The sequence below is a fragment of the Streptomyces sp. NPDC085932 genome, from assembly GCF_044540525.1.
Classification (GTDB): domain Bacteria; phylum Actinomycetota; class Actinomycetes; order Streptomycetales; family Streptomycetaceae; genus Streptomyces; species Streptomyces levis.
The window spans coordinates 441,780-456,694 of sequence record NZ_JBITSJ010000004.1; the positions used below are offsets into that span (position 1 = coordinate 441,780).

Below are 14,915 nucleotides of genomic sequence, written 5' to 3' on the forward strand. Positions count from 1 at the left end.
GCTCGCGCACATCTGTGGGCATACGCGCTCACTCGCACGCCCTCACCTGCGGGTTTTCCCCCAGCCTGTGGACAGCCGGCGGAGCTCAGCCGCTGAGGCGCACCGGCATGATCAGGTACTTGTAGGCCTCGTCCGCCTCGGCGTCCACCGCCGGCTTGCCGCTGAGCAGCGCGGGCTTGGTGGACGTCGTGAAGGACAGCTGGGCGACCGGGGAGTCGATGGCGCTCAAGCCGTCGAGCAGGAAGGTCGGGTTGAAGGCGATCGAGATGTCGTCGCCCTCCAGCTGGGCGTCGACCCTTTCCACAGCCTGTGCGTCGTCGCTGGAGCCGGCCTCCAGGATGAGCACGCCCTGCTCGAAGCTGAGCCGCACCGGGGTGTTCCGCTCGGCGACCAGGGCCACACGCTTGACGGCCTCCACGAAGGGGGCGGTCTCGATCACGGCGATGCTGTTGAACTCCGTCGGGAACAGCGTGCGGTACTTCGGGAGGTCGCCCTCCAGCAGGCGGGTCGTGGTGCGGCGGCCGGCGCCCTCGAAGCCGATCAGGCCCTCGCCCGAACCCGAGCCGGACAGCGCCAGGGTCACCTGGTCGCCGCTGGTCAGGGCCTTGGCGGTGTCCAGGAGCGTCTTGGCGGGCACCAGGGCGACCGCGGAGGCGTCCGGGTTCTCCGGCTTCCACAGGAACTCGCGGACCGCGAAGCGGTAGCGGTCGGTGGAGGCCAGCGTGACCGTGTCGCCCTCGATCTCGATGCGGACGCCCGTGAGGACGGGCAGCGTGTCGTCACGGCCGGCGGCGATGGCCACCTGGGCGGCCGCGGAGGCGAAGACCTCGCCCGGGACCGTGCCCGTCGCGTTCGGCATCTGGGGCAGGGCCGGGTACTCCTCCACAGGCAGGGTGTGGAGGGTGAACCGCGAGGAGCCGCAGACCACCGTCGCCCGTACACCGTCTGTGGAAATCTCCACCGGGCGGTTGGGGAGCGCGCGGCAGATGTCCGCGAGCAGGCGGCCGGAGACCAGGACCGTGCCCTCCTCCTCGACCTCGGCCTCGACGCCCACCCGGGCGGAGACCTCGTAGTCGAAGCCGGACAGGCTCAGCTGGCCGTCCTCGGCCTTGAGGAGCAGGCCGGCGAGGACAGGCGCCGGCGGACGGGCCGGGAGGCTGCGAGCCGCCCAGGCCACTGCCTCCGCGAGTACGTCGCGTTCCACCCGGATCTTCACTGTTGCCGCCTCCTGCTGTTGCCGGCGCTTCTCGCTCTGCCTGGCCCTCGTCGTCTGTCTCGGTGTCGACGGTCCCTGAGACGGGGAGGACACCGGGGACCAGTCTGACGCACGGCACTGACAGTAGGTGCCTCTCGGGGTCAAGTCGTGACGAGGGGCGGCCGGGCTCCGGAGAGCGAGTTGTGCACAGGGCCCGCTTCGAAACGAATTCCGCTCTCTCTCTAGTCGGGAGTAGTAGTAGGGCCTGTGGATACCGTGGATAACCACGTTTGCCCAGCTCAGAGCGGGAATTTTGTCCACGGGGCCTGTGGGTGGAGGCGGTGGACAACCCGGCGCTTCTGTGGAGAACGGAAAGTTCTGCACACCCCGTGCACAGGAGGAGGCGAGTTCTCCCCAGTGCCGTCCCCAGGTTTACCCACCTTTCCCACAGCCCAACCCGGCACCTTGGTGTGACGCCTTTCACTCGACCCGGTGAGGAGGCGCGTCGGGTTGCCGAACAGTGGACAGTCATGTGGAGAAGCGGCCGATCGCTGGGGACAACCGCCCCCAGCCTGTGGGCAGCCCGTGGACAACTCGGTGCACAGCCTGTGGATCACCGCTTCGTCCACAGTCTGTGGAGATCGTTCGTCCACCAATCCACAAGCAGCTGAGCTGGTCTGATGGTCTTTCAACAGTGCTCCCTGTGGACACGATCTGGACAACTCCCCGGTCCCCAGGATGTGGACGGCAGAAAGTCCCCGAATCTGTGGAGGGAGGCCGTAACCCGGCGACTATTCGAACAGCGGGATGCGGATGAGGGCCGGCCCGGTCGCCCGCACACATGCCGAAGGGCGCCCCCGGCAGGCTCCGGGGGCGCCCTCAGCGGTCTGCGAAGCGGCGCTCAGCCGTTCTTGATGCGGTTGGTGAGCTCCGTGACCTGGTTGTAGATGGAGCGGCGCTCGGCCATCAGATTGCGGATCTTGCGGTCCGCGTGCATGACCGTCGTGTGGTCCCGCCCGCCGAACAGCGCGCCGATCTTCGGCAGCGACAGGTCCGTCAGCTCCCGGCACAGGTACATGGCGATCTGCCGGGCGGTGACCAGAGCCCGCCCGCGGGAGGTGCCGCAGAGGTCCTCGACGGTCAGCCCGAAGTAGTCCGCCGTCGCGCCCATGATCGCCGTGGAGGTGATCTCGGGCGCCGAGTCGTCTCCGCCGGGGATGAGGTCCTTGAGGACGATCTCCGTCAGCCCCAGGTCCACCGGCTGCCGGTTGAGCGAGGCGAACGCCGTGACCCGGATCAGCGCGCCCTCCAGCTCACGGATGTTCCGCGAGATCCGGGACGCGATGAACTCCAGCACCTCCGGCGGCGCGTTCAGCTGCTCCTGCACCGCCTTCTTGCGCAGGATCGCGATGCGCGTCTCCAGCTCGGGCGGCTGGACGTCCGTGATCAGTCCCCACTCGAAGCGGTTGCGCAGCCGGTCCTCCAGTGTCACCAGCTGCTTGGGCGGCCGGTCGCTGGAGAGCACGATCTGCTTGTTGGCGTTGTGGAGCGTGTTGAAGGTGTGGAAGAACTCCTCCTGCGTCGACTCCTTGTCCGCAAGGAACTGGATGTCGTCGACGAGCAGGATGTCCATCTCGCGGTACCGCTTGCGGAAGCTGTCGCCCTTGCCGTCGCGGATGGAGTTGATGAACTCGTTCGTGAACTCCTCCGAGCTCACGTACCGCACCCGGGTGCCGGGGTACAGGCTGCGCGCGTAGTGCCCGATGGCGTGCAGCAGGTGCGTCTTGCCGAGCCCGGACTCCCCGTAGATGAACAAGGGGTTGTACGCCTTGGCCGGTGCCTCTGCGACGGCGACCGCGGCCGCGTGCGCGAAGCGGTTGGAGGCGCCGATGACGAACGTGTCGAAGAGGTACTTCGGATTCAGACGGGCGGTGGGCTCACCCGGGCCCGTCGCCGGAGCGGGCTGCGCGGCCAGCGGGCCGGGTGCCCCGGTCGTCGGCAGGTTCGGGCCGACCGGACCGCCCCGGTGCACGTGCCCCGAGCCAGCCGGCGGCTCCGGCAGCTCGCGCCGGACCGGGTCGCGCTGGTCGTAGTCGGGGCGTGAGTTCTCGTACTCGGAGCGCGGCGGCTCGTAGGAGGGGCGCTCCACCGGCTGTGGACGGTAGTCCTGTGATCCGTAGGGCTCCTTGGGGGAGCCGTAGGAATCCTGCCCGCCGTACGAGTCCTGCCCGCCGTAGGAGTCCTGTGACGGTGACGCGTACGGGTCACGGTCGGGGAAGCCGAGGCGCTGCTGCTGCCAGCCGTAGTCGTCCTGCGGGGGGCGCGGCCAGGCGCCGGGCTCCGGGCGCTGGTACTCGCCGGGGTAGGCCGGGCGGGCCGTCGGCAGCTGGTCTGCGCGCGTAGGCGGGAGCTGGTCGCCACCCGTGCCCGGCAGCGGCTCGGCACGGTGCCGGCCGTACCCCTCGTAGCCGTCGCGGTCCTGACGCGCCTCGTAGCCGTCACGGTCCTTGCGGCTGTCGTATCCGTCGCGGTCGGGCCGGTTGTCGTACGCGTCACGGTCCTGGCGCGCGTCGTACCCGTCACGCTCGGAGCGGTTGTCGTACGCGTCACGTTCCTGACGTGCGTCGCGGTTGTCGCGCTCGGGGCGGCTGTCGTAGCCGTCGCGGTCCGGGCGGGTCTCGTAGCCGTCGCGGTCCTGCCGGGCGTCGTACCCGTCGCGGTCCTGGCGCGCGGACGGGAGCTCGGGCTCCTCGTAGCGCTGCTGGGGGCGCGCGGGCGGTGCCGGCGTGGCCGGGGGCTCGCCCGCGGAGTCGTCGACCGTGATCGCGATCCGGATCGGGCGTCCGCACTCACGGCTCAGCGTCTCGCTGACGACCGGCGCCAGCCGGCCTTCCAGCACGCCCTTCGCGAATTCGTTCGGCACGGCGAGCAGCGCCGTGTCGGCGACCAGCGCGAGCGGCTGGCAGCGCCGGATCCAGTGCTCGTCCTTCGCCTCGACCCCCTGGCCGCGGCCCTCCCCGAGGAGCTGCTCCAATACGCGTGGCCACACTGCGGCAAGATCGGCAGGTACGTCAGCCACAGGGCACGCTCTCTCACGGGTCCCTCGAAGGTGTGATTCGGGGACGGGTCGGGATGTAAATCGGGTCGGGCAGGGATAAGGGAACGAATCGGAGTCCAGTCACGGTAGTCAGGGCGGCGGGTGCGGTTCAAGTTGTTGTCCCCAGGCTGTGGACAAGTGTCTCCCGGCGACTCCTGGTTTGACCGGATGGCGTAGCCGCGCGTACCGTAACCAGGTCGAGTTGTCGATGGCTGCTGCCGCCTGCCTCCGATGGGCACAGATCACCGGGGTGATCGGTAAGCGGTGCACTCGGGCGTAACTGCGAGCTACTCGTGGGCGCACGGTGACAGCCAGGACGGCACCCCGCAACCACCGATTCTTTCTGGAGCCCCCGAGTGAGCAAGCGCACCTTCCAGCCGAACAACCGTCGTCGCGCGAAGACCCACGGCTTCCGGCTGCGTATGCGCACCCGTGCCGGCCGCGCGATTCTCGCGTCCCGCCGTAGCAAGGGTCGCGCCCGCCTGTCCGCCTGATCCCGATCAGGTCATGACGTCGTGCTGCCCACCGAGAACCGGCTGAGGCGGCGCGAGGACTTCGCGACCGCGGTACGACGAGGTCGCCGGGCAGGCCGCCCGACGCTCGTCGTCCACCTTCGAAGCGGTGCCACGGACCCGCATGCGCCTGGGGAGAGCGCTCCCCCGACGCGTGCGGGTTTCGTCGTGAGCAAGGCCGTGGGTGGCGCGGTCGTGCGCAACAAGGTGAAGCGCAGGCTTCGCCACTTGATGCGCGAGCGAGTCGCCCAGCTGCCCCCCGGTAGCCTGGTAGTCGTACGAGCGCTGCCCGGTTCGGGCGACGCCGACCATGCACAGCTGGCCCGAGACCTGGATGCCGCCCTTCAGCGGCTGCTGGGAGGGGGCGCGCGATGAAGTACCCGCTGCTGGCTCTGATCAAGCTCTACCAGTGGACGATCAGTCCGCTGCTCGGGCCGGTCTGCAAGTACTACCCGTCGTGCTCCCACTACGGCTACACGGCCATCGACCGGCACGGTGCCATCAAGGGAACGGCACTCACGGCCTGGCGCATCCTTCGGTGCAATCCGTGGTCGCTGGGCGGTGTGGACCATGTCCCGCCGCGCAAGCGCCCGCGGTGGCACGAGATGCTGCGTCACGCGTGGCGCGCACGCAAGGGCGGGCCCTCCGCCGCCGACCCGGCCACCGAGGGACAGACTTCTCCCACAAGTCCGTCGAGTCCTTCGAGCCCGGCCGCAGAGACACCGTCCCATGCCCAAGGAGCATGATTAGTGGACACGATTGCCAGCCTCTTCAGCTTCATCACCACACCCGTCTCCTGGGTCATCGTCCAGTTCCACTCGGTGTACGGCGCCCTCTTCGGGCCCGACACCGGATGGGCCTGGGGCCTGTCGATCGTGTCCCTGGTGATCCTGATCCGTATCTGCCTGATCCCGCTCTTCGTGAAGCAGATCAAGGCGACCCGGGCGATGCAGACGCTCCAGCCCGAGATGAAGAAGATCCAGGAGCGCTACAAGAACGACAAGCAGCGTCAGTCCGAAGAGATGATGAAGCTGTACAAGGAGACGGGCACCAACCCGCTCTCCTCGTGCCTTCCCATCCTGGCGCAGTCCCCGTTCTTCTTCGCCCTGTACCACGTGCTCAACAGCATCGCGTCGAACGACACCATCGGCGTGATCAACAACCGCCTGCTGGAGAGCGCCCAGAAGGCCCACATCTTCGGTGCGCCGCTCGCGGCGAAGTTCACCGACAGCTCCTCGAAGGTGGAGGCCCTCGGGTCCTCCATCACCGACGTGCGGGTCGTGACGGCCATCATGATCGTCCTGATGTCGGCCTCGCAGTTCTTCACCCAGCGCCAGCTGATGACGAAGAACGTCGACACCACGGTGAAGACGCCGTTCATGCAGCAGCAGAAGATGCTGATGTACGTCTTCCCCATCATGTTCGCCGTCTTCGGCATCAACTTCCCCGTCGGCGTCCTCGTCTACTGGCTGACCACCAACGTGTGGACCATGGGTCAGCAGATGTACGTCATCCGCAACAACCCGACCCCGGGTTCCAAGGCCCAGGCCGAGTACCTGGAGCGGCTGCACAAGCACGTCACGCACCGCGACAAGGTGTCCCGGCGCCGGGACCGGGTCATCGTGAAGGCCATCGTCGCCAAGGGCCGGGACCGCAACGAGTACGAGCGCAAGTTCATCAACGGACTGAGCAAGGCCGGACTCGCCGCGCAGGCCGACGGCACGGTGATCAAGAGCGACGCCGCGGCCGCGGCCCAGGCCGAGGACGGTACGCCGGCCACCACCGGTACGCCGAAGCGCCAGCAGCCCAAGCGGCAGACCAAGGCGCAGCGTCAGTCCGGCACCGTCGGGGGTGCGAAGGCAGCGGGTGAGCAGGAGCCGAAGACCTCGCTGACCAAGTCCGACGAGCCCGAGGATGCCAAGCCCGCCGCCGCTGCCAAGAAGGGCGGCGCCAAGCCCGCCGGCGGCACCCGCAGCAAGGCCCAGTCCGGACAGCGCAAGGGCCCTCAGCGGCCCAAGTCCCCGTCCAAGAAGTAAGAAGGAGTCCATCCCGTGACGGAAGGCACCACCTCCGCCGCTGCCGAGGGTGCAGACACCCTGACTCGCCTGGAGCAGGAGGGCGAGATCGCGGCGGACTACCTGGAGGGTCTGCTCGACATCGCCGACCTCGACGGCGACATCGACATGGACGTCGAGGCCGACCGTGCCTCTGTCTCGATCATCAGCGACACGGGCGGCCGTGACCTGCAGAAGCTGGTCGGCCGTGACGGTGAGGTGCTGGAGGCGCTCCAGGAGCTCACCCGCCTGGCCGTGCACCGGGAGACCGGCGACCGCAGCCGTCTGATGCTCGACATCGCGGGGTACCGCGCCCAGAAGCGCTCCGAGCTGTCCGAGCTGGGCGCCAAGGCCGCCGCCGAGGCCAAGAGCAGCGGCGAGGCCGTGAAGCTGAAGCCGATGACGCCGTTCGAGCGCAAGGTCGTGCACGACGCGGTCAAGGCCGCCGGCCTGCGCAGCGAGTCCGAGGGCGAGGAGCCGCAGCGCTTCGTCGTCGTGCTGCCCGCCTGATCGGCTCCTGCTTTCCTCGGCCCCGTCTGTTGCGCAGACGGGGCCGAACTTTGTCAGCCTGATAGTTCTGTGGTTCTGATGTCGGCGCCGGGTGCGCCGACGCGGTACGGAAGGACGGTCCCCCCGTGACGGAGGCAGCGGAGCTTCCCCCCGCGCCCGAGCAAGCGCGCGAGGTGTTCGGTGACCGCTTCGCGGATGCGGTGCGGTACGCCGAGCTGCTCGCCGAGGCGGGCGTGCAGCGCGGTCTCATCGGTCCACGCGAAGTGCCCCGCCTGTGGGAGCGGCACCTGCTGAACTGCGCTGTGCTCTCCGAGGTCGTACCCGAGGGGGTGACGGTGTGCGACGTCGGTTCGGGCGCCGGCCTGCCGGGCATTCCGCTGGCGCTGGTGCGGGAGGATCTGAAGATCACCCTGCTGGAGCCACTGCTGCGGCGGACCAACTTCCTCACCGAGGTCGTGGAGCTGCTCGGCCTCGACCATGTGACGGTCATGCGCGGCCGGGCCGAGGAGGTCATGGGGAAGATTCAGCCCGTCCATGTGGTGACCGCCCGAGCCGTCGCGCCCCTCGACCGTCTCGCCACCTGGGGCATCCCACTGCTGCGTCCTTACGGAGAGATGCTCGCGCTCAAGGGGGACGCCGCCGAGGAGGAGCTGAAGAGCGCCTCCACGGCTCTCAGCAAGCTGGGAGCCGTGGGGACCTCCATCCTGCATGTGGGTGAGGGCGTGGTGGACCCGATGTCCACGGTGGTGCGCGTCGAGGTCGGGGAGAGCCCGGGCGGCGTGCGCTTCGCCGCGAAGCGGGCCAAGGCGGCACGGACGGGCCGCGCCCGCCGGCGACGCTGATCCGTCCTGCGGACGAGACGTACTCCACACAAGCTGCCAAACCTACGCATGCCGGAGTGTCGCGGCCGTCCGGCCACGGCTGCCCTGCATCGTGTTTCACGTGAAACGTCGCTCACTGCTGCACGGCATCATCAGTCGTGGCCGCGCTGCGGCCGAACCCCGCGACCGTAAGCCCCTCGGTTCACTCGACGAGGGAACTGAGTTGTCCACAGAGGTGGATTTCTCCACAGAACGTCAGGCCTCACTGGTTCACGACCCCGAAGACATGGGAGGCTCTGTTCATTGCGAGCCTGAAGTCGAGGAGAGTGAATCCTTGCGGTCCGACGCCAACATCGCGGGACCGATGACCGATCCGGTCCCCGGTCCCCGTACCGAGTCGATGGGGGCGGATGTTTCACGTGAAACACCGCCTCCGATGGACGACACTCCCATCGGTCGTGCTGCCCAATTGGCGGTGGAGGCTCTGGGCCGCGCCGGCGAGGGCCTGCCGCGGCCCGAGCAGACCCGGATCATCGTGGTCGCCAACCAGAAGGGCGGTGTCGGCAAGACGACGACGACCGTCAACCTGGCCGCGTCGCTGGCTCTGCACGGCGGCCGGGTCCTCGTGGTCGACCTCGACCCTCAGGGCAACGCGTCGACCGCGCTGGGAATCGACCACCACGCCGAAGTCCCGTCCATCTACGACGTGTTGGTGGAGAGCAAGCCGCTCTCCGAGGTCGTCCAGCCGGTTCCCGACGTCGAGGGTCTCTTCTGCGCCCCCGCCACGATCGATCTCGCCGGTGCGGAGATCGAGCTGGTGTCCCTGGTGGCACGGGAGAGCAGACTGCAGCGCGCCATCCAGGCGTACGAGCAGCCGCTGGACTACATCCTCATCGACTGCCCGCCCTCACTCGGCCTCCTGACGGTCAACGCCCTGGTGGCGGGCCAGGAGGTCCTGATCCCGATCCAGTGCGAGTACTACGCGCTGGAGGGCCTGGGCCAGTTGCTGCGCAACGTCGACCTGGTGCGGGGACATCTCAATCCTTCCCTGCACGTGTCGACCATTCTCCTCACCATGTACGACGGCCGGACGCGCCTGGCGTCCCAGGTGGCCGAGGAGGTACGCACCCACTTCGGCGACGAGGTACTGCGGACGAGCATCCCCCGGTCCGTCCGTATCTCGGAGGCGCCGAGTTACGGGCAGACGGTCCTGACCTACGATCCAGGATCGAGTGGTGCCCTCTCTTATCTTGAGGCGGCACGAGAGATCGCGTTGAAGGGCGTGGGCATCAGCTATGACGCCACGCACGCCCACATCGGCGCACAGCAGAACGACCCGAGCATGGTGGAGGGCATCCAGTGAGCGAGCGACGGAGGGGACTGGGCCGTGGCCTCGGCGCACTGATCCCTGCCGCCCCGACGGAGAAGTCGGTGGCCCAGGCCGCGGCAGGGAGTGCCGTGTCCACGTCCCCAACGGCGGTGCCCGTGCTGCCCGGCGACCGCGGGGTGGCCGCGGCGAAGGTGGCGACGCTGCCCGCTGTTTCACGTGAAACGGAGGAAGCGGCGCAGCCCACGGCCCCCGCCACCCCCGCTGCGCCGATCGGTGCGCACTTCGCCGAGATCCCGCTCGACGCGATCACGCCGAACCCGAGGCAGCCGCGTGAGGTCTTCGACGAGGACGCGCTGTCCGAGCTCATCACGTCCATCAAGGAAGTGGGGCTCCTTCAGCCGGTCGTCGTCCGGCAGGTGGGCCCCGCCCGCTATGAGCTCATCATGGGCGAGCGTCGCTGGCGGGCCTGCCGTGAAGCGGGCCTGGAGGCGATCCCGGCGATCGTGCGCGCCACGGAGGACGAGAAGCTCCTTCTGGACGCCCTGCTGGAGAACCTGCACCGCGCTCAGCTCAACCCGCTGGAAGAGGCCGCCGCCTACGACCAGTTGCTCAGGGACTTCAACTGCACGCACGACCAGCTGGCGGACCGCATCGGCCGTTCCCGTCCGCAGGTCTCCAACACCCTGCGCCTGCTGAAGCTCTCGCCGGCCGTGCAGCGCCGGGTCGCCGCGGGTGTGCTCTCCGCCGGTCATGCGCGGGCCCTGCTGTCCGTCGAGGACTCGGAGGAGCAGGACCGGCTGGCTCACCGCATCGTGGCTGAAGGGCTCTCGGTGCGTGCCGTCGAGGAGATCGTCACCCTCATGGGGTCGCGGCCCCAGAAGGCTCAGCGGCCCAAGGGACCACGTGCCGGAGCCCGGGTCTCTCCCGCGCTGTCCGACCTCGCCACGCGGCTCTCGGATCGCTTCGAGACGCGCGTGAAGGTCGACCTGGGACAGAAGAAGGGCAAGATCACCGTCGAGTTCGCCTCGATGGAGGACCTGGAGCGGATCCTCGGTTCTCTCGCCCCCGGCGAGGGACCGGTCCTGCAGAAGAGTCTCCTGGAGGGCGACTCCGAGGACAGCGAGTCCTGAGCCTCCTCAAGGAGTCTCGGCTGTGCATCCGACAGAGCGGGTCGTGTCCGGTGTGTACCGGAACGTGGCCCGCTCTTTCCTTTTTGGCGGTTTCGAGGGAATCGCATCGTCGATACGATGCGTTCGGGTACGGCGCGACCACCCGGCAGCACCTCTGAGAGGGAGGCAGGGGCCATGCGAACGATGAGCCGCACCGGACTGGTGAGCGCCGGTTTGGGGCTGGGAGCCGTCGGTGGGTTCATCGGCAGTCTCCTCAGGGAACGGAGTGCTCTGACAGCCGCCCGCGGCGCGGCGGGCGAAGGAAGCGAGGAACAGCCTCCATGGGGCGTCGGCTTGTACCGCTCACGCTGGACAACCTTCAGGACCTTCCCCAGCGCTGTCGCTCGTGCGTCTTCTGGGAGCTCGACCCGGTCAGCGGTGAGGCAGCGGTAAAGGCGGGCACCTCCGATCTGGAGAAGGAAGCCTGGATCTCAGCGGTGCTGCTGGACTGGGGCTCCTGCGGTCGCGTCGTCTACGTCGACGACGTGCCGGTGGGCTTCGTGCTCTACGCCCCTCCTGCCTACGTCCCGCGCTCCACGGCGTTCCCCACGAGCCCCGTCTCCCCTGATGCCGTCCAGCTGATGACCGCGTTCATCGTCCCGGGCTACCAGGGGCAGGGGCTGGGCCGGGTCATGGTCCAGACGGTGGCGAAGGACCTGCTGCGGCGCGGCTTCAAGGCGATCGAGGCGTTCGGAGACGCGCGCTGGAAGGAGCCGGCCTGTGTGCTGCCGGCCGATCATCTCCTGGCGGTGGGCTTCAAGACGGTCCGGCAGCACCCCATCCATCCCCGGCTGCGACTGGAGCTGCGGTCCACGCTCTCCTGGAAGGAAGACGTCGAGATGGCGCTCGACCGGCTCCTGGGAGCCGTCCAGAAGGAACCGGCGCTGCGACCGCTGTAGAGAGGGGCACGTAAACGAAAGGGCCAACCCATGCGGGTTGGCCCATTCGTGTTTCACGTGAAACATGCGCCGTCGACGTGACGGCTCAGCCGTCCTACTCGGCGATGAACTCCTCCAGGTCGCGCACGATCGCGGCCTTCGGCTTGGCGCCCACGATGGTCTTGGCGACCTCGCCACCCTGGTAGACGTTCAGGGTCGGGATGGACATGACGCCGTACTTGGCGGCCGTACCCGGGTTCTCGTCGATGTTCAGCTTGACGATCTCGATCTTGTCGCCGTACTCGGAGGCGATCGCCTCGAGGGACGGCGCGATCTGGCGGCACGGACCGCACCAGGCGGCCCAGAAGTCCACAAGGACGGGCTTGTCGCTCTTGAGGACGTCCTGCTCGAAGGAGTCGTCGGTCACATTCTTCAGGGTGCCGGCCACGGCGGGCTCCTTAACTGTTGGTGCGTGGGGCGGGTAGGGAGAGGTCAGACAGCGGTCTTCTCGGGCTCCGGCTGCTCCTCGTCCGCGAGGGCGGCGAGGAAGCGCTCGGCGTCGAGAGCGGCGGAGCAGCCGGTCCCGGCCGCGGTGATCGCCTGCCGGTAGGTGTGGTCCACGACGTCGCCGGCACCGAAGACACCCGGCAGGTTCGTGCGCGTCGACGGCGCGTTCACCTTCAGGTAGCCCTCTTCGTCCAGGTCGAGCTGACCCTTGAAGAGCTCGGTACGGGGGTCGTGGCCGATGGCGATGAAGAGTCCGGTCACCGGCAGATCCGAGAGCTCGCCGGTCTTGAGGTTGCGCAGCTTCAGACCCGAGAGCTTGGGGTCGCCCTGGATCTCGGCAACCTCGCTGTCCCAGACGAACGAGATCTTCGGGTCGGCGAAGGCGCGCTCCTGCATGGCCTTCGAGGCGCGCAGGGTGTCCCGCCGGTGGACGACGGTGACGGACTTGGCGAACCGCGAGAGGAAGGTCGCCTCCTCCATGGCGGTGTCGCCGCCGCCGATCACAGCGATGTCCTGGTCCTTGAAGAAGAACCCGTCACAGGTGGCACACCACGACACGCCACGCCCGGAGAGAGCGTCCTCGTTCGGCAGGCCGAGCTTGCGGTGCTGCGAGCCGGTCGCCACGATGACGGCCTTGGCCCGGTGGACGGTGCCGGCGGTGTCCGTGACGGTCTTGATCTCACCGGTCAGATCGACGGCCACCACGTCGTCCGGGACGAGCTCAGCGCCGAAGCGCTCCGCCTGGGCGCGCATGTTGTCCATGAGCTCGGGGCCCATGATGCCGTCCTGGAAGCCCGGGAAGTTCTCGACGTCGGTGGTGTTCATGAGCGCACCACCAGCGGTGACAGCGCCCTCGAACACCAAGGGCTTCAGCGACGCGCGTGCGGTGTACAGCGCCGCCGTGTAACCGGCGGGCCCGGAGCCGATGATGATCACGTTACGGACGTCGCTCACGGCTTGATTCCTCGTCTCTGGACTGCGTCGTTCGACCGGTGGGAGCTTCTTTCGGAGCTCTCACCCCACCCAACGGATCCTAAGGGGCGCGCATTCCCACTGTGTCCGGGCACACGGAGATGCACCCCCGTGCCGGATACCACGCAGGGGGAGGGCGAAGCGCCGGCTCAGGGAGACGGGTAGGTGCGCTCCAGGAGGACCGCGCCCTTGGACGAGGAGTCCTTCTGATCCACACAGGTCGCGTCGACGACGTAGGCGGTGACCCTGGTCGCGTCGGCCGCGTCGGGAAGCAGCACGAGCATGGCCTTCTTCCCTTGATAACGGCCGTTCTCGACAGCGAGGGCGGCATCCTCACGCCCGATGCCGTCGCGCACGCAGCCTGGCACGACGATCTCCCTGAAGACCTTGTGCTCGTTGGTGCCGGGGGCGGTCGCCGCGCCGAAAGGCGTGCGTGAACCGCCTTCTCCCTCGCTCTCGCTGTTGTTTTCGGAGAGGAGTTCGGCGACCTGGTTCCGCAGTCGGCCCTCGGAGAAGGTGTCGGCAGGGGCGGTCTGCCCATCGCTCGCCGTATCTCGCGCGGGCTCACCGTCGCCGAGGGACGACAGCAGGACGGATCCCAGCCCCAGGGCGGCGACGGTGAAGACGGTGCCCAGAACGGCGATCCTGCGGCGTCCGTTCCGTGTGCGTCCCTTCCGTCCCGGGCCGGTGGTCGAGGAGCGGGGGCGTCCGGTGGGCCGGTCGGTGGAGGGCGATGTTTCACGTGAAACACGCGTACCGCTGTCGCCCTCCGCGTCGGAGCCGTCGCGGGAACCAGCACCCTCATCGGGCTCGGTCGCGGCGTCCGGGCCGGGGGTGCTCGTGGGCGCCGCCGGGCTGTCCGAGGCCTCCGGGCGTGTGGCCGTCAGCAGGGCCTCGGCGGCGAGAGCGGCGTCGATGCGGCCGGCCACCTCGGCGGGCATGCGCGGCGGACCCGGCAGGGTGCCGAGCAGACCGCGGATCTCCTCCAGAGAGGCATGGACGTCCGCGCAGAGCTCGCACGAGTCGAGGTGCCGCCGCAGGTCGCTGCTCCGGGCCGGCGGGAGGAGACCCTCGGCGAGGTCGGAGATCTCCGCGACGTCCGGGTGCCAGTCCATGTCGGTCGTCGACGTCACGCTCGTCCACCTCCGCCCTTCACTACAGCTGAGTCGCTCGGTCCTGTCTCCGGCGGTGCCGTCGGCGGTCCCGCTGCGGGTGGGACGGCCGAGTCCGGCGTCCGGTTCCGCTCCGCGCCCGTCTTCTTGCCGCTGCTTTCCGGCCGCAGGTGGGTGAGCAGCGGCAGGAGTCTGGCTCTGCCGCGTGCGCAGCGGCTCTTCACCGTGCCGGTCGGCACGTCGAGGATGCGGGCTGCCTCCGCGACGGGGTAGCCCTGCATGTCCACCAGGACGAGCGCCGCGCGCTGGTCGGCCGGCAGCGTGCCCAGCGCCTCGACGAGCTGGCGGTGCAGATCGTTGCGCTCGGCCGGCGCCGAGGCCGACTCGTGCGGTTCCAGCAGCTGCTCCAGGCGCTCGGTGTCGTCGACCGGGGAGGTCTTGCGGGAGGCCACCTTGCGGGCCCGGTCCAGGCAGGCGTTCACCGTGATCCTGTGCAGCCACGTCGTGACGGCCGACTGGCCCCGGAAGGTGTGGGCGGCCCGGTAGGCGGAGACGAGGGCGTCCTGGACCGCGTCAGCGGCCTCCTCGCGGTCTCCCAGTGTCCTCAGGGCGACGGCCCAGAGCCGGTCGCGGTGCCGCCGGACGATCTCACCGAAGGCGTCGGGGTCACCCTCGACATGCCGGGTGAGGAGTTCCTGATCCGTGGCACCGCTGTGCTCGGCGCGGTCCCCCATCGAACCCCCTCCCCTCGGCCGGCT

Annotated in this window: 15 protein-coding genes; 9 read left to right on the top strand and 6 right to left on the bottom strand. The window is 68.9% G+C overall.

What is annotated here, in order from left to right:
• Nucleotides 1–85: 85 nt before the first annotated feature.
• Together dnaN and dnaA are read right to left on the bottom strand one after the other, a co-directional pair.
• A complete protein-coding gene (dnaN, locus tag ACIGAQ_RS22290) occupies nucleotides 86–1,216 on the bottom strand; it encodes a DNA polymerase III subunit beta (RefSeq protein WP_311682596.1) in 1,131 nt (376 codons plus the stop codon).
• Nucleotides 1,217–2,096: 880 nt separating this feature from the next.
• Nucleotides 2,097–4,274, bottom strand: coding sequence for a chromosomal replication initiator protein DnaA (gene dnaA, locus ACIGAQ_RS22295; protein WP_399785318.1), 2,178 nt, complete (start codon nucleotides 4,272–4,274; stop codon nucleotides 2,097–2,099).
• 374 nt (nucleotides 4,275–4,648) lie between these two features.
• Between dnaA and rpmH the strand changes: the two genes are divergently transcribed.
• From rpmH to ACIGAQ_RS22340, 9 genes are all read left to right on the top strand, one after another.
• Complete coding sequence (gene rpmH / locus ACIGAQ_RS22300; RefSeq protein WP_003956500.1) at nucleotides 4,649–4,786, top strand: 50S ribosomal protein L34; 138 nt, start codon at nucleotides 4,649–4,651, stop codon at nucleotides 4,784–4,786.
• Nucleotides 4,787–4,807: 21 nt separating this feature from the next.
• Nucleotides 4,808–5,179: a ribonuclease P protein component gene (rnpA, locus tag ACIGAQ_RS22305; RefSeq protein WP_078650725.1), complete on the top strand. Its 372-nt coding sequence runs from the start codon at nucleotides 4,808–4,810 to the stop codon at nucleotides 5,177–5,179.
• The gene (gene yidD / locus ACIGAQ_RS22310; protein WP_311682601.1) at nucleotides 5,176–5,550 is read left to right on the top strand and encodes a membrane protein insertion efficiency factor YidD; all 375 of its coding nucleotides are present in this window, start codon (nucleotides 5,176–5,178) and stop codon (nucleotides 5,548–5,550) included. Before rnpA ends, yidD begins: the two co-directional genes overlap by 4 nt.
• Before the next feature lie 3 nt (nucleotides 5,551–5,553).
• Nucleotides 5,554–6,840, top strand: coding sequence for a membrane protein insertase YidC (gene yidC, locus ACIGAQ_RS22315; RefSeq protein ID WP_311682603.1), 1,287 nt, complete (start codon nucleotides 5,554–5,556; stop codon nucleotides 6,838–6,840).
• A gap of 15 nt (nucleotides 6,841–6,855) precedes the next feature.
• A complete protein-coding gene (locus tag ACIGAQ_RS22320) occupies nucleotides 6,856–7,368 on the top strand; it encodes a R3H domain-containing nucleic acid-binding protein (protein WP_053670147.1) in 513 nt (170 codons plus the stop codon).
• Nucleotides 7,369–7,493: 125 nt separating this feature from the next.
• On the top strand, nucleotides 7,494–8,210 hold the full coding sequence (gene rsmG, locus ACIGAQ_RS22325) for a 16S rRNA (guanine(527)-N(7))-methyltransferase RsmG (protein WP_094054798.1): 717 nt from the start codon (nucleotides 7,494–7,496) through the stop codon (nucleotides 8,208–8,210).
• Nucleotides 8,211–8,475: 265 nt separating this feature from the next.
• Nucleotides 8,476–9,552, top strand: coding sequence for a ParA family protein (locus ACIGAQ_RS22330; RefSeq protein WP_094054924.1), 1,077 nt, complete (start codon nucleotides 8,476–8,478; stop codon nucleotides 9,550–9,552).
• On the top strand, nucleotides 9,549–10,649 hold the full coding sequence (locus tag ACIGAQ_RS22335) for a ParB/RepB/Spo0J family partition protein (protein ID WP_399785323.1): 1,101 nt from the start codon (nucleotides 9,549–9,551) through the stop codon (nucleotides 10,647–10,649). The genes ACIGAQ_RS22330 and ACIGAQ_RS22335 overlap by 4 nt, the downstream gene beginning before the upstream one ends.
• Before the next feature lie 320 nt (nucleotides 10,650–10,969).
• On the top strand, nucleotides 10,970–11,587 hold the full coding sequence (locus tag ACIGAQ_RS22340; RefSeq protein ID WP_399785326.1) for a GNAT family N-acetyltransferase: 618 nt from the start codon (nucleotides 10,970–10,972) through the stop codon (nucleotides 11,585–11,587).
• A 94-nt stretch (nucleotides 11,588–11,681) separates the two neighbouring features.
• Here ACIGAQ_RS22340 and trxA read toward each other — a convergent pair whose 3' ends face one another.
• From trxA to sigM, 4 genes are all read right to left on the bottom strand, one after another.
• Nucleotides 11,682–12,014: a thioredoxin gene (gene trxA / locus ACIGAQ_RS22345; protein WP_030847066.1), complete on the bottom strand. Its 333-nt coding sequence runs from the start codon at nucleotides 12,012–12,014 to the stop codon at nucleotides 11,682–11,684.
• Between the two features lie 44 nt (nucleotides 12,015–12,058).
• A complete protein-coding gene (gene trxB / locus ACIGAQ_RS22350) occupies nucleotides 12,059–13,027 on the bottom strand; it encodes a thioredoxin-disulfide reductase (protein WP_309093697.1) in 969 nt (322 codons plus the stop codon).
• Between the two features lie 167 nt (nucleotides 13,028–13,194).
• On the bottom strand, nucleotides 13,195–14,178 hold the full coding sequence (locus ACIGAQ_RS22355) for an anti-sigma factor family protein (RefSeq protein ID WP_399785330.1): 984 nt from the start codon (nucleotides 14,176–14,178) through the stop codon (nucleotides 13,195–13,197).
• Nucleotides 14,175–14,891 (bottom strand): RNA polymerase sigma factor SigM, encoded by a 717-nt coding sequence (gene sigM / locus ACIGAQ_RS22360; RefSeq protein WP_362275893.1) that lies wholly within the window; start codon nucleotides 14,889–14,891, stop codon nucleotides 14,175–14,177. Before sigM ends, ACIGAQ_RS22355 begins: the two co-directional genes overlap by 4 nt.
• Nucleotides 14,892–14,915 lie beyond the last annotated feature (24 nt).